Source organism: Stenotrophomonas sp. NLF4-10, assembly GCF_022359915.1.
GTDB lineage: Bacteria > Pseudomonadota > Gammaproteobacteria > Xanthomonadales > Xanthomonadaceae > Stenotrophomonas > Stenotrophomonas daejeonensis.
The window spans coordinates 1,483,226-1,503,767 of sequence record NZ_JAKSEE010000003.1 but is presented as its reverse complement, the minus strand read 5'-3'; the positions used below and the strand labels follow the sequence as shown (position 1 = coordinate 1,503,767).

The 20,542-nt window shown below is 69.8% G+C and carries 23 protein-coding genes; 8 read left to right on the top strand and 15 right to left on the bottom strand.

All coding sequences use genetic code 11. The features are described 5' to 3' along the window. The first annotated feature begins 5 nt into the window (after window positions 1-5). The 4 genes from MIC98_RS07115 (at window position 6) to hemE (ending at window position 3,189) form a co-directional block, all read left to right on the top strand. Window positions 6-548: a shikimate kinase gene (locus MIC98_RS07115; RefSeq protein WP_239736637.1), complete on the top strand. Its 543-nt coding sequence runs from the start codon at window positions 6-8 to the stop codon at window positions 546-548. Continuing rightward, window positions 545-1,654, top strand: a complete 1,110-nt coding sequence (gene aroB / locus MIC98_RS07110; RefSeq protein WP_239736636.1) for a 3-dehydroquinate synthase — start codon at window positions 545-547, stop codon at window positions 1,652-1,654. Before MIC98_RS07115 ends, aroB begins: the two co-directional genes overlap by 4 nt. Before the next feature lie 171 nt (window positions 1,655-1,825). Beyond that, the gene (locus MIC98_RS07105; RefSeq protein WP_057640875.1) at window positions 1,826-2,077 is read left to right on the top strand and encodes a WGR domain-containing protein; all 252 of its coding nucleotides are present in this window, start codon (window positions 1,826-1,828) and stop codon (window positions 2,075-2,077) included. A gap of 38 nt (window positions 2,078-2,115) precedes the next feature. Continuing rightward, window positions 2,116-3,189: a uroporphyrinogen decarboxylase gene (gene hemE, locus MIC98_RS07100; protein WP_239736635.1), complete on the top strand. Its 1,074-nt coding sequence runs from the start codon at window positions 2,116-2,118 to the stop codon at window positions 3,187-3,189. A 145-nt stretch (window positions 3,190-3,334) separates the two neighbouring features. Here the strand turns inward: hemE and MIC98_RS07095 are convergent, their stop codons facing one another. The 8 genes from MIC98_RS07095 to prmB all read right to left on the bottom strand — a co-directional run bounded on the left by MIC98_RS07095 (window position 3,335) and on the right by prmB (window position 11,330). Further along, window positions 3,335-4,000, bottom strand: coding sequence for a phosphoribosylanthranilate isomerase (locus MIC98_RS07095; RefSeq protein WP_057640873.1), 666 nt, complete (start codon window positions 3,998-4,000; stop codon window positions 3,335-3,337). Next, window positions 3,997-4,770, bottom strand: a complete 774-nt coding sequence (truA, locus tag MIC98_RS07090; RefSeq protein WP_239736634.1) for a tRNA pseudouridine(38-40) synthase TruA — start codon at window positions 4,768-4,770, stop codon at window positions 3,997-3,999. The genes MIC98_RS07095 and truA overlap by 4 nt, the downstream gene beginning before the upstream one ends. A 40-nt stretch (window positions 4,771-4,810) precedes the next feature. Next, window positions 4,811-5,170 (bottom strand): VOC family protein, encoded by a 360-nt coding sequence (locus MIC98_RS07085; RefSeq protein ID WP_239736633.1) that lies wholly within the window; start codon window positions 5,168-5,170, stop codon window positions 4,811-4,813. Window positions 5,171-5,180: 10 nt separating this feature from the next. Next, complete coding sequence (locus MIC98_RS17030) at window positions 5,181-7,001, bottom strand: FimV/HubP family polar landmark protein (RefSeq protein ID WP_275584479.1); 1,821 nt, start codon at window positions 6,999-7,001, stop codon at window positions 5,181-5,183. Between the two features lie 188 nt (window positions 7,002-7,189). Next, window positions 7,190-8,215, bottom strand: coding sequence for an aspartate-semialdehyde dehydrogenase (locus MIC98_RS07075; RefSeq protein ID WP_057640869.1), 1,026 nt, complete (start codon window positions 8,213-8,215; stop codon window positions 7,190-7,192). Between the two features lie 82 nt (window positions 8,216-8,297). Then, a complete protein-coding gene (locus MIC98_RS07070; RefSeq protein WP_239736632.1) occupies window positions 8,298-9,311 on the bottom strand; it encodes a D-glycerate dehydrogenase in 1,014 nt (337 codons plus the stop codon). Continuing rightward, window positions 9,304-10,407, bottom strand: coding sequence for a chorismate synthase (gene aroC / locus MIC98_RS07065; protein WP_239736631.1), 1,104 nt, complete (start codon window positions 10,405-10,407; stop codon window positions 9,304-9,306). Before aroC ends, MIC98_RS07070 begins: the two co-directional genes overlap by 8 nt. Further along, on the bottom strand, window positions 10,404-11,330 hold the full coding sequence (prmB, locus tag MIC98_RS07060) for a 50S ribosomal protein L3 N(5)-glutamine methyltransferase (protein ID WP_239736630.1): 927 nt from the start codon (window positions 11,328-11,330) through the stop codon (window positions 10,404-10,406). The genes aroC and prmB overlap by 4 nt, the downstream gene beginning before the upstream one ends. A gap of 156 nt (window positions 11,331-11,486) precedes the next feature. On the opposite strand from prmB, the gene MIC98_RS07055 reads away from it, so the two are divergent. Both MIC98_RS07055 and asd read left to right on the top strand, forming a co-directional pair. Continuing rightward, the gene (locus MIC98_RS07055) at window positions 11,487-12,134 is read left to right on the top strand and encodes an SCO family protein (RefSeq protein ID WP_239736629.1); all 648 of its coding nucleotides are present in this window, start codon (window positions 11,487-11,489) and stop codon (window positions 12,132-12,134) included. Next, window positions 12,131-12,973, top strand: a complete 843-nt coding sequence (gene asd / locus MIC98_RS07050; protein ID WP_239736628.1) for an archaetidylserine decarboxylase — start codon at window positions 12,131-12,133, stop codon at window positions 12,971-12,973. Before MIC98_RS07055 ends, asd begins: the two co-directional genes overlap by 4 nt. A 45-nt stretch (window positions 12,974-13,018) precedes the next feature. Here the strand turns inward: asd and hflX are convergent, their stop codons facing one another. From hflX to rlmE, 7 genes are all read right to left on the bottom strand, one after another. Beyond that, window positions 13,019-14,329: a ribosome rescue GTPase HflX gene (gene hflX, locus MIC98_RS07045; RefSeq protein ID WP_057640863.1), complete on the bottom strand. Its 1,311-nt coding sequence runs from the start codon at window positions 14,327-14,329 to the stop codon at window positions 13,019-13,021. Window positions 14,330-14,343: 14 nt separating this feature from the next. Beyond that, window positions 14,344-14,619 (bottom strand): RNA chaperone Hfq, encoded by a 276-nt coding sequence (gene hfq, locus MIC98_RS07040; RefSeq protein WP_057640862.1) that lies wholly within the window; start codon window positions 14,617-14,619, stop codon window positions 14,344-14,346. Window positions 14,620-14,704: 85 nt separating this feature from the next. Continuing rightward, a complete protein-coding gene (gene miaA / locus MIC98_RS07035) occupies window positions 14,705-15,658 on the bottom strand; it encodes a tRNA (adenosine(37)-N6)-dimethylallyltransferase MiaA (RefSeq protein WP_239736627.1) in 954 nt (317 codons plus the stop codon). Further along, entirely contained in the window at window positions 15,658-16,554 is an 897-nt protein-coding gene (gene folP, locus MIC98_RS07030) for a dihydropteroate synthase (protein ID WP_239736626.1), read from the bottom strand. The genes miaA and folP overlap by 1 nt, the downstream gene beginning before the upstream one ends. Beyond that, window positions 16,554-16,733 carry a hypothetical protein gene (locus tag MIC98_RS07025; RefSeq protein ID WP_057640859.1) on the bottom strand — a complete coding sequence of 60 codons (180 nt, stop codon included), beginning with the start codon at window positions 16,731-16,733 and terminating at the stop codon, window positions 16,554-16,556. Before MIC98_RS07025 ends, folP begins: the two co-directional genes overlap by 1 nt. A gap of 396 nt (window positions 16,734-17,129) precedes the next feature. Then, window positions 17,130-19,052, bottom strand: a complete 1,923-nt coding sequence (ftsH, locus tag MIC98_RS07020) for an ATP-dependent zinc metalloprotease FtsH (RefSeq protein ID WP_239736625.1) — start codon at window positions 19,050-19,052, stop codon at window positions 17,130-17,132. 56 nt (window positions 19,053-19,108) lie between these two features. Beyond that, complete coding sequence (rlmE, locus tag MIC98_RS07015; RefSeq protein WP_211258184.1) at window positions 19,109-19,744, bottom strand: 23S rRNA (uridine(2552)-2'-O)-methyltransferase RlmE; 636 nt, start codon at window positions 19,742-19,744, stop codon at window positions 19,109-19,111. A 59-nt stretch (window positions 19,745-19,803) separates the two neighbouring features. Here rlmE and yhbY point away from each other — a divergent pair, with 59 nt between their 5' ends. Next, entirely contained in the window at window positions 19,804-20,109 is a 306-nt protein-coding gene (gene yhbY / locus MIC98_RS07010) for a ribosome assembly RNA-binding protein YhbY (protein ID WP_057640609.1), read from the top strand. A 16-nt stretch (window positions 20,110-20,125) separates the two neighbouring features. After that, a complete protein-coding gene (locus tag MIC98_RS07005; RefSeq protein WP_239736624.1) occupies window positions 20,126-20,509 on the top strand; it encodes an Mth938-like domain-containing protein in 384 nt (127 codons plus the stop codon). Window positions 20,510-20,542 lie beyond the last annotated feature (33 nt).

Sequence of the window (20,542 nt, the reverse complement as noted above, 5' to 3'; positions counted from 1 at the left end):
GCGCAATGAACCCCGCCCCCAACCTCATCCTCGTCGGCCCGATGGGCGCCGGCAAAACCAGCATCGGCCGTCGCCTGGCCGAGCGCTTCGGTCTGGAATTCGTCGACGTCGACCAGGCCATCGTCGAGGACGTGGGCAGCGGCATTCCCGCCATCTTCGAGAACGTCGGTGAGCACGGTTTCCGCGCGCACGAGAAGCGCGTGCTGGCCGCCCTGCTCGAACGCGGCGGGCAACTGGTGTCCACCGGCGGCGGCGCGGTGCTGGACGCCGGCAACCGCCAGCGCATCCGCAGCCGCGGCTTCGTGGTCTGGCTGCGCGTTGGCGTACCCGCGCAGTTGCAGCGCCTGCAGCGCGACAAGTGCCGCCCGCTGCTGCAACGCGAGGACCGCGAACAGGTATTGCGCGACATGGCCGCGCTGCGCGACCCGCTGTACCGCAAGGTCGCCGACCTGATCCTCGATACCGACGCCCACTCCCCCGTCGAAGCCACCGCGCAATTGGTGGTGCGCGTGGCCGCGCAGTGGCAGAACCCGGAATTCTCCGCATGAACGCATCCCCGCGCAGCGTCGCCATCGGTGGCGAACGCCCGTATTCGATCCACATCGGCCCCGGCCTGCTGGGCGACGCCGGCCTGCTCACCGCCGCCCTGCGCGGCCGCCACGTGCTGCTGGTCAGCGACGACACCGTGGCGCCGCTGTACCTGCAAGGTGTGCGCGAGACCCTGCAGGCCGCGCGCCCGCAGCTGAAGATCGGCCAGTACCTGATCCCCGCCGGCGAGGCCTCCAAGACCCTGCACAATTTCGGCGGCGCGATCGACGCGTTGGCCGCGCTCGGCGCCACCCGCGACGCCTGCGTATTGGCGCTGGGCGGCGGCGTGGTCGGCGACCTGGCCGGCTTCGCCGCGGCCTGCTGGATGCGCGGCGTCGATTGCGTGCAGCTGCCCACCACCCTGCTGGCGATGGTGGATTCCTCGGTCGGCGGCAAGACCGCCGTCGATATTCCGCAAGGCAAGAACCTGGTCGGCGCCTTCCACCCGCCGCGCGCGGTGATTGCCGACACCGGCGTGCTGCGCAGCCTGCCCGCGCGCGAACTGCGCGCCGGGCTGGCCGAGGTCATCAAGTACGGCTGCATCCGCGACCCGCTGTTCTTCCAGTGGCTGCAGGCCGAACGCGCCGCACTGCTGGCCGGCGACGATGCCGCGCTGGCGCAGGCCATCGCCCGCAGCTGCGAGCACAAGGCCGAGATTGTCGAACGCGACCCGCTGGAGAAGGGCGAGCGCGCCCTGCTCAACCTCGGCCACACCTTCGGCCACGCCATCGAGACCGCGCAGGGCTACGGCGCGCCGGGCAACGACAACCTCAACCACGGCGAAGCGGTGGCGGTGGGCATGGTGCTGGCGGCAAGGCTGTCGGCGGCGCTGGGCATGGCCGATGCCGCCGATACCGAACGCCTGCGCACGCTGCTGCAGGCGTATGGCCTGCCCACCGCGATCCCCGCCGGACTGGCGCCGGAAACCCTGCTGCAACACATGCGTCTGGACAAGAAGAACATCGCCGGCCGCCTGCGGCTGGTGCTGTGGCGCAGCATCGGCAAGGCCGAGGTGGTGCCCGACGTGGACGAGGCCGCGGTGCTGGACGTGCTGCGCGGTGGCTGACTGACGCCATGACCGGGTAGTGCCGGCCGCTGGCCGGCAGTCGTAGGTCGGGGCTACGTCCCCGACGCTTCGGCATCCGGCGCAAAACGTCGGGGACGTAGCCCCGACCTACGGCAGACATGGCCTGCCCGGATCCCGCCGATGCAACCCGCAGCGGCTACAATCGGCAGCATGCGCGTCTACCTGCAGCAGCCGCCCAGCGGCAACGAATCCCCCCGCTACGTGCAGCTCTCGCTGATGCCCGACCTGCTAGGCGGCTGGGAACTGCTGCGCGAAACCGGCCAGACCGGCGGCCGCTCGCAACTGCGGCGCGAGCTGTTCCTGCAGCAGGACGAGGCCCGCCACGCCTTCGAGAAGGCGCGCGACACCCAGATCAAGCGCGGCTTCCAGGTGGTGTTCACCAGCGGCGAACCGCATCCCTGACCGGCCCTGCAAGGCCGGCCCCGTTCCAAGGAGTACCCGTGACCAGCCCCCTTCGCAACGACCGCTTCCTGCGCGCCCTGCGCCGCGAGCCGGTGGACTGCACCCCCGTCTGGCTGATGCGCCAGGCCGGCCGCTACCTGCCGGAATACCGTGCCACCCGCGCCAGCGCCGGCAGCTTCCTGGGCATGGCCAAAAACCCGGAAATCGCCTGCGAGGTGACGCTGCAACCGCTGCGCCGCTTCGACCTGGACGCGGCCATCCTGTTCTCCGACATCCTCACCGTGCCCGATGCGATGGGCCTGGGCCTGTATTTCGCCGACGGCGAAGGCCCCAAGTTCCACCATCCGGTGCGTGATGCCGCGGCCATCGCCAAGCTGGCGGTGCCGGACATGGAAACCGAACTGCGCTACGTGATGGACGCGGTGCGGCTGATCCGCCGCGAGCTGGACGGCAAGGTACCGCTGATCGGCTTCTCCGGCAGCCCGTGGACGCTGGCCTGCTACATGATCGAAGGCGGCGGCAGCAAGGACTACGCGCGGATCAAGGCGATGGCGCTGAACGAGCCGCAGGCGCTGCACAAGCTGCTGGAGGTGGTGACCGACGCGGTGATCGCCTACCTGTCGGCGCAGCGCGCGGCCGGCGCGCAGGCGCTGCAGGTGTTCGACACCTGGGGCGGCGTGCTGGGGCCGGCGATGTACCGCGAGTTCTCGCTGCGCTACCTCAACCGCATCGCGCATGGACTGGAGCGCGGCGAAGGTGCCGGCCGCACCCCGCTGATCCTGTTCGGCAAGGGCACCGGCCAGTACGTGGCCGAGCTGGCCGCCAGCGGCGCCGAGGGCGTCGGCGTGGACTGGACCATCACCCTGGAAGACGCTGCGCGCGCGGCCGGCGGCAAGGTCGCGCTGCAGGGCAACCTCGACCCGGCCACGCTGTATGGCTCGCCCGAAGCCATCACCGGCGAGGTGGGCAAGGTGCTGGACAGCTACGCCGCCGGCAACGGCGGCTCGCGCGAGGGCCACGTGTTCAACCTCGGCCACGGCATGTCGCCGGACATGAACCCCGAGCACGTCGCCGTGCTGGTCGATGCCGTGCACCGCCACAGCCGCCGCTGAAAACCCGCTCCCACGTAGATGCCGGGCTTGCCCGGCACGGGCTTCACCGGGAAGGCTCCATGCGGGGCAAGCCCCGCATCCACGGTGATCGCGGATCAATCGACATTCGTCCCGCCTGCATGGGCGGGACGACGCGCGGCAACGCCTAGATCGGTTCGTCCGGCGCTTGCAGGTCCGCGCGCCGCACTTCCTCGACGAAGCGGCGCATCTTCTCGCCGTCCTTCAGGCCGGGCTCCGACTCGATGCCGCTGGACACGTCCACGCCCCACGGGCGGGTGGCGACGATGGCGTCGAACACATTGTCCGGGCGGATGCCGCCGGCCAGCAGGAACGGCCGGTGCAACCCGCCCGGCACCTGCGACCAGTCGAAGGTCATGCCGCTGCCGCCGCTGCCGCCCGGCGCATGGCTGTCCAGCAGGAAGCCGGCCGCCTGCGGGTGCGCCTGCTGCAGCTCGCGCGCGGCGACGTCTTCGGCCCCGCCCATCGCCACCGCCTTCAGGTAGGGCATGTTGAACGCACGGCAGAAGGTGTCGTCCTCCTCGCCGTGGAACTGCAGCAGGTCCGGCCGCACCGTGCGCATCACCTCGCGCACCTCCTCGCGGCTGTTGTTGCGGAACAGCGCCACCACGTCGACCAGCGGCGCGACCGCCAGGCGCATCGCGCGCGCCTCGGCCGGCGCCACCCGGCGCGTGCTGCCGCGGGCGAAGACGAAGCCCACCGCGTCCACGCCCAGCTCGCCGGCCAGGCGGATGTCGCCGGCGCGGGTCATGCCGCAGAACTTGATGCGGGTACGGAACAGGACGCGGCTCACAGGGTCACCTCCGCCGGCAGTTGCCACTGGTCGGGATACAGCGGGCCGACGAACACCAGCCCCTGCGGCGGCGCGGTCGGGCCGGCGCGGTTGCGGTCGCGCAGGGCCAGCACCTCGCCGATCCAGCCTTCGGGTTTCTCGCCGGCTCCCACCAGCAGCAGCGAGCCGACGATGTTGCGCACCATGTGGTGCAGGAAGGCATTGGCCTGCACCTCCACCTCCACCACCTCGCCGTGGCGGGTAACGGCGATGGACTGCAGTTCGCGCCGTGCATGCAGGGCCTGGCACTGCACGCTGCGGAACGAACTGAAGTCGTTCTCGCCCAGCAGCGCCTGCGCGGCGCAGTGCATCGCCCCGGCGTCCAGCGCGCGCCGCTCCCAGCTCAGCGTCTGCCGGTACAGCGCCGGGCGCACCTGGCGGTTGAGCAGGCGGTAGCGGTAGCGCCGCGCCCGCGCCGAGAAGCGCGCGTGGAAATCATCAGCCACCGGCACGCACCAGCGCACGCACACCGACGGCGGCAGCCGCGTGGTGGTGCCCAGCGTCCAGCCGCGCGGGTCGCGCACGGCGTCGCTGTCGAAATGCACCACCTGGCATTCGCCATGCACGCCGGCATCGGTGCGGCCGGCGCAGACCACGCTGACCGGCGCATCGGCGACGGAGGACAGCGCCTCCTGCAAGGTCGCCTGCACGCTGGGGCAACCGCTTTCGCCCAGTTGCTGCCAGCCCTTGTAGTCGCTGCCGTCGTATTCCACGCCCAGCGCGTAGCGCATGTTCGAACCTCTGATCGTTGCGTGCCGTGGCGGCGGGCGGTCAGTCGCTTTCGCGCTCGGACCACACCGCCAGTTCGTTGCCGCCGGGCTCGACGAACTGGAAGCGGCGGCCGCCGGGAAACGCAAATACCGGTTTCACCACGGTGCCGCCGTGCGCTTCCACCGCGGACTGCACCGGCGCCAGCTGCGCCGCATACAGCACGACCAGCGGCGCGCCCGTCTCGCTGGTGGCCGGGTTGCCGCGAAAGAAGCCCCCCTGCAGTTCGCCGTCGTCGAAGGCGACGTAGTCCGGGCCGTAGTCCTCGAACCGCCAGCCGAACGCCTGTTCGAAAAAGCGCTGGCTCGCGGCCGGGTCGCGCGAGCCGAACTCCACGTAGTCGATGCGGCCCTCGCGCTTCATCGTCCCCGCCTCAACCCAGCCGCGCCAGCAGTTCCAGCGCCTCGTCGCGGGCCTTCGGGTCGGCGCCGGTCACCACTTCGTTGAGCAGCGTGCGCGCGGTTTCCGCATCACCCAGGTCCAGGTAGGCGATGGCCAGCTCCAGCCGCTCGCGGCCGGCAGGTGCCGGGTTGAGCGGGGCGACCCGGGCCATGCTGTCCACGACCGCCGCGGGGCGCGGCGGGGCGGCGGCTTCCGGGGCCGTCTCCGCGACGCCGCCGGTCGGGCGCGAGGCCTCGAACAGCAGCACCGGCGGCTGCGGTTCGTCCTGCTCCGGTGCGGCCTCGGCGGCGGGGGCCGGCTGCGACCAGAACGGGGCCGCTTCGGCCTCGGGTTCGGGCGATGTTTCCTCGACCGCTTCGTGCTGCTCGTCGTCCAACGCCTCGTCCACGGCCGGCTCGGCCGCCGGCATCGCCAACGCGAAACTCGGCGTCGGCCGCGCGCCACGCGCGGCCGGCGGCAGCGGCGACGGCTTGCGCCGGCGCGACAGCCACCACCCCGCACCGGCCAGCAATACCAGCACCAGGCCCAGCCATGCCCACGGCATCGACGCCGGGGACTCCTGTTTGGCCGCATCGGCCAGGCGTTGCTGCGCGGCGGCCAGGTCCGAGTCCTTCATCTCGATCAGCGATTGCTGCTGCTCCTGCAGCTTTTCCAGCGCGGCGACGCGCTCGCGCAGTTCCTGCAGTTCGGCATCGCGCGTGGCGACGTCTTCCCGAGCCTGCCGCAGTTGTTCGTTTGCCGCCATGTCACCCTCGCCACCGGCATCGAGCCCGGTCATCGTTCCTGCGCTCTGCTGCCCCCCGGCCACGGCCGGGGCGATCTCCAGCCGCGCGCCGCTGGCCACTGGCGCCGCGCCCGCGTCGCCGCCGCTGGCCGTTGCCGTACCCGCCACTTCCGGCTGCGGAATCGGCGCGCGCGCTTGCCGCCACTGCGCGGTGTGTTCGCGCACGATGGCGCGCGCCTCGGCGGCGCTGACCTGCTCCAGCTCGTCCTGCCCCGGCACGCGCAGCACCGCGCCCTGCCGCAGCAGGTTGACGTTGCCGCGGATGAACGCGTCCGGGTTGGCGCGCAGCAGCGCGAGCATGGTCTGGTCCAGCGAATGGCCGTTCTCGCGCGCCAGTTCGCCAGCAATCCGCGACAGCACCTGCCCCCGCTGCACCGGCGCCAGTTGCCCATCCACACGCGTCGCCGCTGGCGCCGGCATGGGGGCCGGCGGCGCCATTGCCGGCGTGGCCGGCTGGGCCTGCACCGGCGAGGTCGGGACCGGAGCCGGGGTTTCGGCGGGTTCGGCCGGCAGCGGCTCCGGCTCGCGCACGATCAGGTTGTCCGGCGTCGCCGGTGCCTCGACCACCGGTTCGGCGACGGCCGCCGCCGTTTCCGGCGCGGACACCAGCGCCGAGTATTCGCGCACCAGCCGGCCCTGCCCCCAATCGACCTCGATCAGGAAGCCGACCGCCGGCACCTGCACCGGCGTGGCGCTGGTCACCCGCACCACCGCCCGCCCTTGCGCATCCTGGGCGAAGGCGAACTGCAGCTCGCTGACCAGCCCCTCCGGGGGCGCCAGCCCGACCCGCTCGAAGGTGGCCGGCGAGGCCAGCCCGACGCGGGCGTTGGCCAGCTCGTCCGGGTCGCTGGAAATCACCGGGATCTCGGCCAGCAGCGGCTGGCCCGGCCGGGAGAGCACGCGGATGTTGCCCAGCCCCAACGCCATCGCGGCGCTGCTGGACAGCATCAGCAGCAGCGCGAGCACCGTTTGTATCGGGCGCATCGCGCCCTTGCCCCGTGGTTTCATGCGGCGAACTATAACGGCAGACCCGGATTTGGAATACCGCACAGGCACGCAGCCGGCATCGGTGGGTGTGTCGAGAGCGGTGGGTGCCGACCCTTGGTCGGCACTGCCGGCCCGGTTGCGGCAATGTTCCGGCGTCGTGCGGCGCCCGACCACCGGCCGGGCGCCGCCAAGCGCCTGTCAACCGCCTGTCAACCGCCGTTGGCGACCAGCTCGGCCAGCTGCACCGCGTTCAATGCCGCGCCCTTGCGGATGTTGTCGGCCACCACCCACAGGTTCAGGCCGCGCGGATGCGAGAAATCCTCGCGGATGCGGCCGACGTATACCGGGTCGGTGCCGGAGGCATGGGTCACCGGGGTCGGGTAACCGCCGGCCTTGCGCTCGTCCACCACCTTCACCCCCGGCGCGGCGGCCAGCAGTTCGCGTGCCTGCTCGACGCCGATCTTGGTCTTCGTCTCGATGTTCACCGCCTCGGAGTGGCCGTAGAACACCGGCACGCGCACCGCGGTGGGGTTCACCTGGATGCTGTCGTCGCCGAGGATCTTGCGGGTTTCCCACACCAGCTTCATCTCCTCCTTGGTGAAGCCATTGTCGAGGAATTCGTCGATGTGCGGGATCAGGTTGAAGGCGATCTGCACCGGGAACTTGCCCGGCTCGATTTCCTGGAAGCCCAGCAGCTGCGCGGTCTGCTTGCCCAGCTCCTCCATGCCGCTCTGGCCGGCGCCGGACACCGACTGGTAGGTGGCCACGTTGATGCGCTCGATGCCGTATTCGCGATGGATCGGCGCCAGCACCGGCATCAGCTGCATGGTCGAGCAGTTGGGGTTGGCGATGATGCCGCGCGGGCGGTTCTTCGCCGCTTCCGGATTGACCTCGGACACCACCAGCGGCACGTCGTCGTCGTAGCGGAACGAGGACGAGTTGTCGATCACCACCGCGCCGGCGGCGGCGAACTTCGGCGCATATTCCTTCGAGATGCCGCCACCAGCGGAGAACAGCGCGATCTCGACGCCGGCCGGGTCGAAGCTGGCCAGATCCTCGACGGTGATCTTTTCGCCATTGAATTCGACGGTGTTGCCGGCCGAACGGGCCGAGGCCAGCACCGACAGCTTGCCGACCGGGAACCTGCGCTCGGCCAGGATGGCCAGCATGGTCTGGCCGACCGCGCCGGTGGCGCCGACGACGGCTACGTGGAAACGACGGGCTTCATTGCTCATGGGGAGTTCTCGAAAGGGGGGAGAGGGAGGACACGCGTCGGGCCAGGTTCGGGGAACCTCCGGCAGGACAACCGGAAGCTCCCTATCGTTTTTCGGTTTTGCCGCCGGCGATGGCGTTGAGCGCATTGGCGGGACGGCCGGCGTCCGCGCCGATGCCCAGCCCGGCCAGCAGGTTGTCCACCGCCACCTGCACCATCGCCCGGCGCGTGGCCAGCGAGGCGCTGCCGATGTGCGGGGTCAGCACGATGTTGCGCAGGGCCAGCAGCTCCGGCCGCACCGCGGGTTCGTTCTCGTAGACGTCCAGCGCCGCCGACGCCAGCCGGCCGCCGGCCAGCGCCTCGGCCAACGCCAGCTCGTCGACGATGCCGCCGCGGGCGATGTTCACCAGCGTGGCGGTCGGCTTCATCTTCGCCAGCGCGGCGGCGTCGATGACGTGGTGGTTCTGCGCGGTGTATGGCAGCACCAGCAGCAGGTGGTCGGCGCTGGACAGCAGTTCGTCGAAACCGGCGTAACGCGCGCCGACGTCCCGCTCCGTTTCCTGCGGCAACCGCGAGCGGTTGTGGTACAGCACCTTCATGCCGAAACCGTGGTGGCCGCGGCGGGCGATGGCCTGGCCGATGCGGCCCATGCCGAGGATGCCCAGCGTGCTGCCGTGCAGGTCGGCGCCGAGCATGGTGGTGAACGACCACTGCCCCCAGTTGCCCTCGCGCAGCCAGCGGTCGGATTCGACGATGCGCCGTGCCGCCGCCATCAGCAACGCGAAGCCGAGGTCGGCGGTGGTCTCGGTGAGCACGTCGGGGGTGTTGGTGGCGACGATGCCCGCCGCGCTCAATGCCGCAAGGTCGAGGTTGTTGTAGCCGACGCCGATGTTGGCGACGACCTTCAGTGCCGGCGCATTGGCGATTTCCACCGCGCCGATGCGTTCGTTGAGGGTGACCAGCGCGCCGTCGGCGCCGGACAGGTGCGCCGCCAGCGCGGCGCTGTCATGCGCGGTGACAGCGGGCGTGGCGACCACGTCGCAGTACGCGGCCAGCTGCGCGACGGTGTCGTCGAACAGCGGCTGCGATACCCAGACGCGGGGCCGGCGCTCAGCCATCGAGGCTTCCGGGGATGCGCGGGGAAACATCGCCGACGTCGCCGCACTGCGCGCGGTGGCGCAGCGCCTGGTCCATCAGCACCAGCGCCAGCATCGCCTCGGCGATCGGGGTGGCGCGGATGCCGACGCAGGGATCGTGGCGGCCGGTGGTGATGACGTCGACCGGGTTGCCGGCCACGTCCACCGTCGCGCCGGGCAGGCGCAGGCTGGAGGTGGGCTTGAGCACCATCGAGGCGACGATCTGCTGGCCGGTGGCGATGCCGCCGAGGATGCCGCCGGCATGGTTGGACTGGAAGCCTTCGGGCGTGATCAGGTCGCGGTGTTCGGTGCCCTTCTGCGCGGCGCTGACGAAGCCGTCGCCGATCTCCACGCCCTTGACCGCGTTGATGCTCATCAGCGCCGCGGCGATCTCGCCGTCGAGCTTGCCGTAGATCGGCTCGCCCCAGCCCGGCGGCACGCCGTCTGCGACCACGTTGACGCGCGCGCCGACCGAATCGCCGGACTTGCGCAGCGCATCCATGTACGCCTCCAGCTCCGGCACCTGCGGTGCGTGCGGCCAGAAGAACGGGTTGTCCTCGACCGCGCTCCAGTCGAAACCGGCCGGGGTGATCTCGCCCAACTGCGACAGCCAGCCGCGCACGCTCACGCCATGGCGTTGCTTCAGCCACTTCTTGGCGATGACGCCGGCAGCCACGCGCATGGTGGTTTCGCGCGCCGAGGAACGGCCACCACCACGCGGGTCGCGGATGCCGTACTTCTGCCAGTAGCTGTAGTCGGCATGGCTCGGGCGGAACTGCGCGGCGATGCTGCCGTAGTCCTTGCTGCGCTGGTCGGTGTTGCGGATCAGCAGCGCAATCGGGGTGCCGGTGGTGCGGCCTTCGTAGACGCCGGACAGGATCTCCACCTCGTCGGCCTCGCGCCGCGCCGAGGTGTGGCGGCTCTTGCCGGTGGCACGCCGTTGCAGGTCATGGGCGAATTCCTCCGGCGCGATCTCCAGCCCCGGCGGGCAACCGTCGACCACGCAGCCGATGGCCGGCCCGTGCGATTCGCCGAAGGTGGTGACGGTCAGCAGCCTGCCGAAGGAATTGGAGCTCATCGCTGCGCCGCCAGCTCGGCGATGCGCGCGTGGTGGGCACGCAGCTCGGCGGCCTCGACCGCGAAGATGCCCATCTGCCCGACCTTGAACTCGATCCACGCCAGGTCCAGCTCCGGCAGCAGGCGCGTCACGTGCTGCTCGCTGTCGCCGACCTCGCAGATCAGCAGGCCGTCCTCGGTGAGGTGGTCGGGCGCGTCACGCAGGATCTTCAGCACCAGGTCCAGGCCGTCGTCGCCGGCGCGCAGCGCCAGTTCCGGCTCGTGCGCGTATTCGCGCGGCAGCGCGTCGGTCTCGTCATTGGTGACGTAGGGCGGGTTGGTGACGATCAGTTCGTAGGTGCGGCCGGCCAGCCCGTCGAACAGGTCGCTCTTGACCAGCTCGACGTTGTGCGCGAGCAGGCGTTCCTTGTTCTCGGCGGCCAGCGACAGCGCGGCGTCGTTGATGTCGCTGCCGTCCACCTGCCAGTTCGGATGATGATGTCCCATCGCGATGGCGATGCAGCCCGAGCCGGTGCACAGGTCCAGCGCGCGGGTGACCTCGCGCCCGGCCAGCCACGGCTCGAAGCCCTCCAGGATCAGCTCGGCGATCGGCGAACGCGGCACCAGCGCGCGCGCATCGCTCTTGAAGCTCAGCCCGGCGAACCACGCCTCGCCGATCAGGTAGGCGGCCGGCACGCGCTCGGCGATGCGGCGCTCGAACAGCGCCAGCACCTGCAGTTTTTCGTCGCCCAGCACCCGCGCCTGGCCGTAGGCCGGGCCCAGGTCCGGCGGCAGGTGCAGCGCGTGCAGCACCAGGCTGGTGGCTTCGTCCAGCGCGTTGTCGTAGCTGTGTCCGAAGGTCAGGCCCGCGGCGTTGAAACGGCTGGCGCCGTAGCGGATCAGGTCGATGATCGTGTGGAGTTCGGCGGCCGCCTGGGCAGTCATGGGGATACGGAAAGGCTTGAATGGACTGCGATTATAGGCACGCACCCGGTATATTGAGCGCCGGTTGCAGCCGAAACTTCGGCAATCGCCCGGCATCCTGCCCGCACCGCCACGCACCGGCGCCACCCCACCGCCCCCGCCACGGAGAATCGGCCCATGTTCAACCGCAATACCGGCATCGTCCTGGCCATCGCGCTGGCGGCGGCACTGGGCCTGCTGCTGGCGCAGAAGGTGTTCGGCCCGGCCGGCGCAGGCAAGCGCGACACCGGCTCGATCATCTTCTACCCCACCCCGCGCGCGCTGCCGGATTTCAGCCTGAGCCAATCCGACGGCACCCGCCTGATCCCCGGCGAGCTGCGCGGGCACTGGACGCTGGTGTTCCTCGGCTTCACCTCCTGCCCCGACGTGTGCCCGACCACGCTGGCCGAGCTGGCGCGTGCGCAGAAGCAGTGGGAAACCATCCCCGAAAGCCTGCGCCCGCGCGTGGTGTTCGTCTCCGTGGACCCCGAGCGCGACACCCCGGCGCGGCTGGGCGAATACGCCCACGCCTTCCACAAGGACACCCTCGCCGCCACCGCCGACGTGCCGTCGCTGGAGCGCTTCGCCACCCCGCTCGGCCTCGTGTTCCAGAAGGCGCCGGGCAAGAACTTCAAGGCCAACCCGAACGACTACAGCATGGACCACTCGGCCAGCATCGCCGTGCTCGACCCCGAGGGCCGGCTGGCCGGACTGATGCGCCCCCCGTTCGACCCGCAGGCCATCGCCCGCGACCTGACCAAGCTCACCGGAAAATCCGCTCCATGACCCTGCTGACAACGCTTACCTACGCGCTGCCGCACCGCCTGCTGTCCTCGCTTGCCCGCTCGCTGGCCTATTCGCAAAACCCGCGCATCTCGCGCTGGCTGATCGACACCGTGACCCGCAAGTTCGGCGTCAACCTCGCCGAAGCCGCCGACGCCGACCCGCGCAGCTACGCCAGCTTCAACCGTTTCTTCACCCGTGCGTTGAAGCCCGGTGCGCGCGTGGCCGACGCCGACCCGCGCACGCTGCTGATGCCCGCCGATGGCCGCATCAGCCAGCTCGGCCCGATCGAGGACGGCCGCATTTTCCAAGCCAAGGGCCAGTCGTTCACCGCCGCCGAACTACTCGGCGACGCGGCCGCTGCCGAACCGTTCGCCGACGGCCTGTTCGCCACCGTGTACCTGTCCCCGCGCGACTACCACCGCGTGCACATGCCGTGGACCGGCACCCTGCGCGAAACCGTGCACGTGCCGGGGCGGCTGTTCAGCGTCGGCCCCGCCGCGGTGGCCGGGGTGCCGCGCCTGTTCGCCCGCAACGAACGGCTGGTATGCCACTTCGACACCGATTTCGGGCCAATGGTGCAGGTGATGGTCGGCGCACTGCTGGTCAGCGGCGTGGAAACGGTATGGAGCGGCGAGGAAATCCCGGCCTATGGCGACCGTATCACCCGCAAGGACTGGCGCGGCAAGGGCATCACCCTGGAAAGGTTCGCCGAGATGGCGCGCTTCAACTACGGCAGCACCGTGATCGTATTGCTGCCGCCGGGCGTGGCGGCATTCGACCCGGCGCTGAAAGCCGAAAGCCCCGTGCAACTGGGCCAGCGGCTGGCGACACTGCAATAAACCCGTAGGAGCGCACCAAGGTGCACTCCTACGGATTGCGGTTGCTCACCACTCCGGCTCACGCTCCGGCAGCAGCGCGCGGATCACCTGCCCATCGGCGCCGGCGGCCAGCTTCTCGGCTTCGGCGATGGGGATGTCCACTTCGACCAGCCAGCCTTCCTCGTCGGCCTGTTCGCTGCGGATGACCTCCAGCTGGTGCAGGCGCGAGCGCAGCCGCCCGGCTTCGGGCGGCAGGCGCACGCTGCCGGTGACGTGCTGCAGGCCCAGGCGCTTGCCCAGCACCGATTGCAGCAACTCCAGCCCGCGGCCGTCGCGCGCAGAAATCCATACCCGCTCGCGGCGGGCCTCGTCCGGCACGCCGTCCTGCGCGTCGTGGCGCACGTCGGCACCTTCGATGCGGTCGATCTTGTTGAATACCAGCAGTTGCGGCAGCTCACCGGCACCCACCGCCTCCAGCACCTCGTCCACCTGGGCGATGCGTTCCTCGCGCAGCGGGTCGGCGGCATCGACCAGGTGCAGCAGGAAATCCGCCTCGCGCGCTTCGCTCAGGGTGGAGCGGAACGCGGCCACCAGTTCGTGCGGCAGGTCGCGGACGAAGCCGACGGTGTCGGCCAGCATGGCGTTGCCGCCGGGCAACGCGATGCGGCGCACGGTCGGGTCGAGGGTGGCGAACAGCTGGTCGGCGGCATAGGCGCCGGCACCGGTCAATGCGTTGAACAGGGTGGACTTGCCGGCATTGGTGTAGCCGACCAGCGCCACCCGCGGCATCTCGCTGCGCACGCGCGCGCGGCGCATCTGGGTGCGCTGCACCTCCACCTTTTCCAGCCGCTTCTGCAACTGCTCCACGCGCTTCTGCAACAGGCGGCGGTCGGTTTCCAGCTGGGTCTCGCCGGGACCGCGCAGGCCGATGGAACCGCCGCGCTGGCGCTCCAGGTGGGTCCAGCCGCGTACCAGCCGGGTGGCGAGGTGGCGCAGCTGCGCCAGCTCCACCTGCAGCTTGCCTTCATGGCTGTGCGCACGCTGGGCGAAGATGTCCAGGATCAGCCCGGTGCGGTCGATCACGCGCCGTTCGAGGAAGCGTTCGAGGTTGCGCTCCTGCACCGGGGTGAGCGGGTGGTTGACCAGCACCAGGTCGGCGCCGGTCGCCTCGGCGGCCGCCTTCACTTCGTCCAGCTTGCCGCTGCCGATCAGGGTCGAGGGATTGGGACGGTCGATGCGCGCGGTCACGGTGGCCGCGATGCCGGCGCCGGCCGAGCGGGCCAGGTCGGTGAACTCTTCCAGCACATCCTCTTCCAGCCGGCCGAAGTGCGGCTGGATCAACAGCGCGTGTTCGCCCTTCTTCGAACGGTCAAACACGCGCCACGTCCTGCTTATTCGTTGTCGTCATCGCCTGCCTGGCCGTTGTCCGCCGACTGCACGTAACCACCGCCCGGCCCGACCTTGACGTTGCGCGCCGGCACCACGGTGGAAATGGCGTGCTTGTAGACCATCTGGCTGACGGTATTGCGCAGCAGCACCACGAACTGGTCGAACGACTCGATCGTGCCCTGCAGCTTGATGCCGTTGACCAGATACACCGACACCGGCACCCGCTCGCGGCGCAATGCGTTCAGAAAAGGATCCTGCAGGGATTGCCCCTTGGACATGTCAACTCCTCGTTATTGTTCTTATGGGCCGAAGCAGCTCCCCCCGCCGCTCCGGAGTGCCGATGGTACACCGCCGCACGTCCGCTCACCTTGCCAGAAACAGCGAAACCGCCTCGCGCAGGCGCGGCATGTCGCCGGCCGGATCGAACCAGCGCGCGTCCAGCTCGCCGCGCAGCCAGGTGAGCTGGCGCTTGGCCAACTGCCGGGTGGCGAAGATGCCCCGGTCGCGGAACTCGGCGGCACTGCCCTGCCCGTCGAGGAACTGCCACGCCTGGCGGTAGCCGACCGCGCGGATGGCCGGCAGGTCCAGCGGGTTTTCCACCTCGGCCATCCGCGACAGTGCGCGCAGGCGGCGCACCTCGTCGAGGAAGCCCTGCGCCAGCATCAGGTCGAAACGCGTTTCGATGCGCCGGTGCAGCACCGCACGCTCGGCCGGCGCCAGCACCAGCTTCAACACGCGCGCCGGCAGGCGGGCGAGGCCGGGCTGCGCCTGCCAGTAGCTGATCGGCTTGCCGGTCAGGCGATGCACTTCCAGCGCACGCTGGATGCGCTGCGGATCGGTGGCGTGGATGCGTTTGGCTGCCACCGGATCGATTCGCGCCAGTTGCGCATGCAGTGCCGGCCAACCATCGGTATCGGCCTCGGCGCTGATCTGCGCGCGAATGGCCGCATCGGCTTCCGGCATCGGCGACAGACCTTGCAGCAACGCACGGAAATACAGACCGGTGCCACCGGCCAGGATCGGCAGCTTGCCGCGCGCGACGATGCCGCGCACCGCCGCGGCCGCATCGCTGGCGAACTCGGCGGCCGAATAGGCCTGCCACGGGTCGCGCAGGTCCAGCAGGTGGTGGGCGATGCCGGCGCGCTCGGCCATGTCCGGCTTGGCCGCGCCAATGTCCAGCCCGCGGTACACCAGCGCCGAGTCGACGCTGACGATTTCACCGCCATGCGCCTGCGCCAGCTCGATGGCCGCCGCGGTCTTGCCCGAGGCGGTCGGGCCCATCAGGGCAATCGCCAGCGGGCGGGTATCGGCCGGCATCAGTCCTCGTCCGGCCAGCGTGGCATTGCAGGCTGGTCGATACGTGGCGCCGGCACCGCGTCGAGCGCGGCCAGCACCTTGAGCGCATCGATCGTGGCGGCCACGTCGTGCACGCGCACGATCTTCGCCCCGCGCTGCACCGCCAGCAGGTGCGCGGCCACGGAACCGGCCATGCGTTCGCCGGCCACCGCACGCCCGGTGGCCTCGCCGATGCAGCGTTTGCGCGACAGGCCCGCCAGCAGCGGCACGCCCAGCGCCAGCAGCTTTTCCTGCGCCGCCAGCAGCGCGAAGTTCTGCGCGGTGTCCTTGTTGAAGCCGTAGCCGGGATCAGCCACCAGCCGGGCGCGGGCGATGCCGGCCATTTCCGCGGCGAAGATGCGCTCGGCCAGGAAGCGCTGCACCTCGCCGGCCACGTCGTCGTAAGCGTGCGCCATGCCGGCATCGTGCGGGCCGCCCAGCGCGTGCATCAGAACCACGGCGGCACCGGAACCGGCCACCACCTCCAGCGCGCCGGGTTGGCGCAGGGCCTGCACGTCGTTGACCATGCCGGCGCCGGCGGCCAGCGCCGCGCGCATCACCTCGGGCTTGCAGGTATCGACGCTGACCGGCACGCCGGTACGCGCCACCAGTGCCTCGATCACCGGCACCACGCGCTCGATCTCCTGCTGCGCCGACACCGGCGCGGCGCCGGGGCGGGTGGACTCGCCGCCCACGTCCAGCAGGTCGGCGCCCTGCTCCACCAGCGCCAGCCCGTGGGCGATGGCCGCGTCGGTATCGAAATGCAGGCCGCCGTCGGAGAACGAATCCGGGGTGACGTTGACGATGCCCATCACCCGCGGCCGGTCCAGCCGCAACAGGCGGCCCGCGCAATCCAGTACCGGGGAAGTATCGAACATCAGCGTTTGCTCCTTGCGCGGATGGCGGTGCCGACCAGGCTCAACACCACGCCCAAGGCGATACCGAGGAGGATGCCGGTCAGGTAATGGCCGGTTTTCATCGCGAAGGCGACGCCGGCCACGGTGGCGATCACCATTTCGGGGATGTGGGTGGAAGTGTTGGGCGAAGGCTGGTTCATGGGTACGAAGGTTGCTGCGTGATCAGGAGATTTTCTACCGGGCGACAAAATGCAAGATTAAAGCCCCTCTCCCTGCGGGGTGAGAGGGGCAGCTTGCGAACCACCGGTTCGCTGCCCCTCGAACGCCCTTGCGCCAGCGCAAGGGCCGGGGCGCAGAGCGGGGGTTGGGGTGAGGGGCGAACGGAGTACAGGTGGTTAACCATCATGGACTTCGTTCGCCCCTCATCCGCCCTTCGGGCACCTGCATTCGGCACATCCCTGTGCCTCACCCTTCGGGCGGCTTCGCCGCGCAGCCCGGCAGTCCTGCCGGGCTGTCTCCCGCAGGGAGAAGGAATCGACATGAAAGCAAACGGGCCGGAAAATCCGGCCCGTTCCATTTCATCGCAGCGGCAGGATTCAGTGCTGCCCGGCCGGATCGCTGATCGGCGCGACCGGATGCTCGTCGCCCCCCTTGTCGCTGTCCGACGGGTCGCTCTTGGGCTTGTCCACCCAGCCGGCCGGCGGTTCGGGCTTGCGCCCTTCCATGATCGCCTTGACCTGCTCGGCGTCGATGGTTTCCCACTCCAGCAGCGCGGCGGTCATCGCCTCGACGATGTCGCGCTTGTCTTCCAGGATGCTGCGCGCGACGTGGTACTGCTCGTCGAGGATGCGGCGGATCTCCGCGTCCACCTTCTGTTGAGTGGCCTCGGAGATGGTCTTGCTGTGCATGCCATAGCCGCCTTCGTCGTCGGCATAGACCATCGTGCCGAGCACGTCGGACATGCCGTACTTGGTGACCATGCCGCGGGCCAGCTTGGTGGCGCGCTCGAAGTCGTTGGAGGCGCCGGTGGACATCTGCCCGACGAAGATCTCCTCGGCGATGCGGCCGCCGAACAGGATCGCCAGCTCTTCCAGCATGCGGTCCTTGTACTTGCTGATGTGGTCGTGCTCGGGCAGCTGCCAGGTCACGCCCAGCGCCCAGCCGCGCGGCATGATCGTCACCTTGTGCACCGGGTCGGCCTTGGGCAGGGTCATGGCGACCACCGCATGGCCCGACTCGTGGTAGGCGGTGTTGCGGCGCTCGTCCTCGCGCATGACCATGCTGCGGCGCTCCGGACCCATGTAGATCTTGTCCTTGGCGTCCTCGAAGTCCTGCATGCCCACTTCCTGCTTGTTGCGGCGTGCGGCAAACAGGGCGCCCTCGTTGACCAGGTTGGCAAGGTCCGCGCCGGAGAAACCCGGGGTACCGCGCGCCAGCACTTCCGGCTTGACGTCGTCGGCGGCCGGCACCTTGCGCAGGTGCACGCGCAGGATCTGCTCGCGGCCCTTGATGTCGGGCAGGCCGACCATGACCTGGCGGTCGAAGCGGCCCGGACGCAGCAGCGCCTTGTCGAGCACGTCGGGGCGGTTGGTGGCGGCGATCACGATCACGCCCTCGCCGCCCTCGAAGCCGTCCATCTCCACCAGCATCTGGTTCAGGGTCTGCTCGCGCTCGTCGTGGCCACCGCCCATGCCGGAACCGCGATGGCGGCCGACCGCGTCGATCTCGTCGATGAAGATGATGCACGGCGCATGCTTCTTGGCCTGCTCGAACATGTCGCGCACGCGGCTGGCGCCGACGCCGACGAACATCTCCACGAAATCCGAGCCGGAGATGCTGAAGAACGGCACCTTGGCTTCGCCGGCGATCGCGCGCGCCAGCAGGGTCTTGCCGGTGCCGGGCGGGCCGACCATCAGCACGCCGCGCGGGATCTTGCCGCCAAGCTTGGTGAAGCGCGACGGGTCGCGCAGGAACTCGACCAGCTCGCCCACTTCCTCCTTGGCCTCGTCGCAGCCGGCGACGTCGGCGAAGGTCACCTTGATCTGGTCCTCGCCCTGCAGCTTGGCCCGCGACTTGCCGAAGGACATCGCGCCCTTGGCGCCGCCGCCACCGCCCTGCATCTGCCGCATCATGAAGATCCAGAAACCGATCAGCAGCAGCACCGGCAGGAACTGCAGCGCGATGCTCCAGAAGCTCGGCCCGGTGGCCGGCTTCATGCGCACGATGTCGACCTTCTTGGTGTACAGCTGGTCGATCAGCTTCTCGTCGCGCGGCGCGTACAGCGAGCCCTCGGTGCCGTCGTTGCGCCGGTAGCGGATGGCGTTGGTGGTCAGGGTGGTGTCGTCGGTGAACTCCACCGACTTGATCCGCCCGGCGTCCACTTCCTGCAGGAACTGGGTGTAATTGCTGGCGTCGCCGACGGTCGGCGTGCCGCCGCGCGGGGCGAAGCTCTGGAACACCACCATCAGCACGACGGCGACAACCACCCATAGCAGGAGGTTCTTGGTCAGGTCGTTCATCCTCATCGGCTCCGGTGTTCCTCTGGCTTTCTGACGCGATTCGTATGGGGTCGAGCTTACTTTATCTGCGCGCGCTTGCTCTGGCCCAGGGCATAAACCTCGGGTGAACGCTTGCGCGAGGCCTCCGGCTTGCGGATCACGACCTTGTCGTAGCGGCGGCGCATCTCCCGCACGTAGTCGTCGAAGCCGACGCCCTGGAACAGCTTGATCAGGAACGCACCACCCGGCTTGAGGTGGTTATCGGCAAAATCCATTGCAAGTTCAGCCAGATGCATCATCCGCGGCTGGTCCACCGCGTCCATGCCACTCTTGTTGGGGGCCATGTCCGACAAAACAAGGTCCACCGGCTGGTCGCCGAGCATGGCCTCGAACCGCGCCAGCACCTCGTCCTCGCGGAAATCGCCGTGCAGGAACTCCACCCCGGCCAGAGGCGGCATCTCCAGGATGTCCAGCGCCAGCACCCGGCCGGTATCGCCCATCTGTCGCCGTACCTGCTGCGACCAACCGCCCGGCGCCGCGCCCAGGTCGACGACCACCATGTGCGGCTTCAGCAGGCGGTCGCGTTCGAGCAGCTCCTCCAGCTTGTAGGCCGCGCGCGAACGCATGCCCTCGGCCTGCGCCTTCTTCACGAAGGGGTCGGAAAAATGCTCCTTCAACCAGCGTTGACTGCTCTTGCTGCGGGACATCGGCAATGGGGCTCTGAGGGGCCGGCATGATACCCTGAACCCCCTTGATGACCCGTAAACCCTGCATGTCCATCGTCCTCACCCCGGCCCAGAACCGATTCCTGCGCGGCATGGCCCACGACCTGAAAGCGCTGCTGCAGATCGGCGGCAAGGGGGTCACCCCCGCCTTCCTGGCGGAACTGGACGAGGTGCTGGAGCGCCACGAACTGATCAAGGTGAAGGTGGCCGCGGAAGACCGCGAAGCGCGCGAGGCGATGGTGGACGAACTGGTCCGGACCAGCGGCGGCGCACTGGTGCAGCGCATCGGCCACGTCGCCGTGCTGTACCGCCCGGCGAAGGAAAAGCGCCAGATCATCCTGCCGCGCAACTGAGCGGCCGGGGCACGCCATGCAGCTGAGCCGCGAACTGCCCGACTACACCTACAGCCTGCGCGCGGCCAGCGGCCGGCAGGCGCGGGTCAACGACCTGCTGCTGACCCGCAGCTTCCTGCTCGCCCCCGATCAACTGGTCGAGGACTGGCCGGTCACCTCGGCCCGGCAGCTGACCGTGGGCGACCTCGCCCCGGTACTGGAGCAGAACCCGGCGGTGTTCATCCTCGGCACCGGCGAGCAGCAGGTGTTCCCGCCGGCGGAAATCATGGCCGCCTGCCTGACCCGCGGCATCGGCATCGAGGTGATGAACAACGCCTCGGCCGCGCGCACCTTCAACGTGCTGGCCAGCGAGAACCGCCGCGTGGTGGCGGCGTTCATGCTCGAAGCGGGCGGCGGCTGAGGCCATGCCGTCGGGGGCGTAGCCCCGACCTAC

Bases quoted from the DNA above. Each gene is read 5' to 3' on its own strand.
- prmB (WP_239736630.1), bottom strand. From the start codon at position 11,330: ATGACTGCCCAGGCGGCCGCCGAACTCCACACGATCATCGACCTGATC.
- folP (WP_239736626.1), bottom strand. From the start codon at position 16,554: ATGTTCGATACTTCCCCGGTACTGGATTGCGCGGGCCGCCTGTTGCGG.
- MIC98_RS07005 (WP_239736624.1), top strand. From the start codon at position 20,126: ATGCAGCTGAGCCGCGAACTGCCCGACTACACCTACAGCCTGCGCGCG.
- asd (WP_239736628.1), top strand. From the start codon at position 12,131: ATGACCCTGCTGACAACGCTTACCTACGCGCTGCCGCACCGCCTGCTG.
- miaA (WP_239736627.1), bottom strand. From the start codon at position 15,658: ATGCCGGCCGATACCCGCCCGCTGGCGATTGCCCTGATGGGCCCGACC.
- MIC98_RS07105 (WP_057640875.1), top strand. From the start codon at position 1,826: ATGCGCGTCTACCTGCAGCAGCCGCCCAGCGGCAACGAATCCCCCCGC.
- MIC98_RS07115 (WP_239736637.1), top strand. From the start codon at position 6: ATGAACCCCGCCCCCAACCTCATCCTCGTCGGCCCGATGGGCGCCGGC.
- MIC98_RS07070 (WP_239736632.1), bottom strand. From the start codon at position 9,311: ATGGCTGAGCGCCGGCCCCGCGTCTGGGTATCGCAGCCGCTGTTCGAC.
- truA (WP_239736634.1), bottom strand. From the start codon at position 4,770: ATGCGCTACGCGCTGGGCGTGGAATACGACGGCAGCGACTACAAGGGC.
- MIC98_RS07055 (WP_239736629.1), top strand. From the start codon at position 11,487: ATGTTCAACCGCAATACCGGCATCGTCCTGGCCATCGCGCTGGCGGCG.
- hfq (WP_057640862.1), bottom strand. From the start codon at position 14,619: ATGTCCAAGGGGCAATCCCTGCAGGATCCTTTTCTGAACGCATTGCGC.
- aroB (WP_239736636.1), top strand. From the start codon at position 545: ATGAACGCATCCCCGCGCAGCGTCGCCATCGGTGGCGAACGCCCGTAT.
- MIC98_RS17030 (WP_275584479.1), bottom strand. From the start codon at position 7,001: ATGAAACCACGGGGCAAGGGCGCGATGCGCCCGATACAAACGGTGCTC.
- ftsH (WP_239736625.1), bottom strand. From the start codon at position 19,052: ATGAACGACCTGACCAAGAACCTCCTGCTATGGGTGGTTGTCGCCGTC.
- MIC98_RS07025 (WP_057640859.1), bottom strand. From the start codon at position 16,733: ATGAACCAGCCTTCGCCCAACACTTCCACCCACATCCCCGAAATGGTG.
- yhbY (WP_057640609.1), top strand. From the start codon at position 19,804: ATGTCCATCGTCCTCACCCCGGCCCAGAACCGATTCCTGCGCGGCATG.
- MIC98_RS07085 (WP_239736633.1), bottom strand. From the start codon at position 5,170: ATGAAGCGCGAGGGCCGCATCGACTACGTGGAGTTCGGCTCGCGCGAC.
- MIC98_RS07075 (WP_057640869.1), bottom strand. From the start codon at position 8,215: ATGAGCAATGAAGCCCGTCGTTTCCACGTAGCCGTCGTCGGCGCCACC.
- aroC (WP_239736631.1), bottom strand. From the start codon at position 10,407: ATGAGCTCCAATTCCTTCGGCAGGCTGCTGACCGTCACCACCTTCGGC.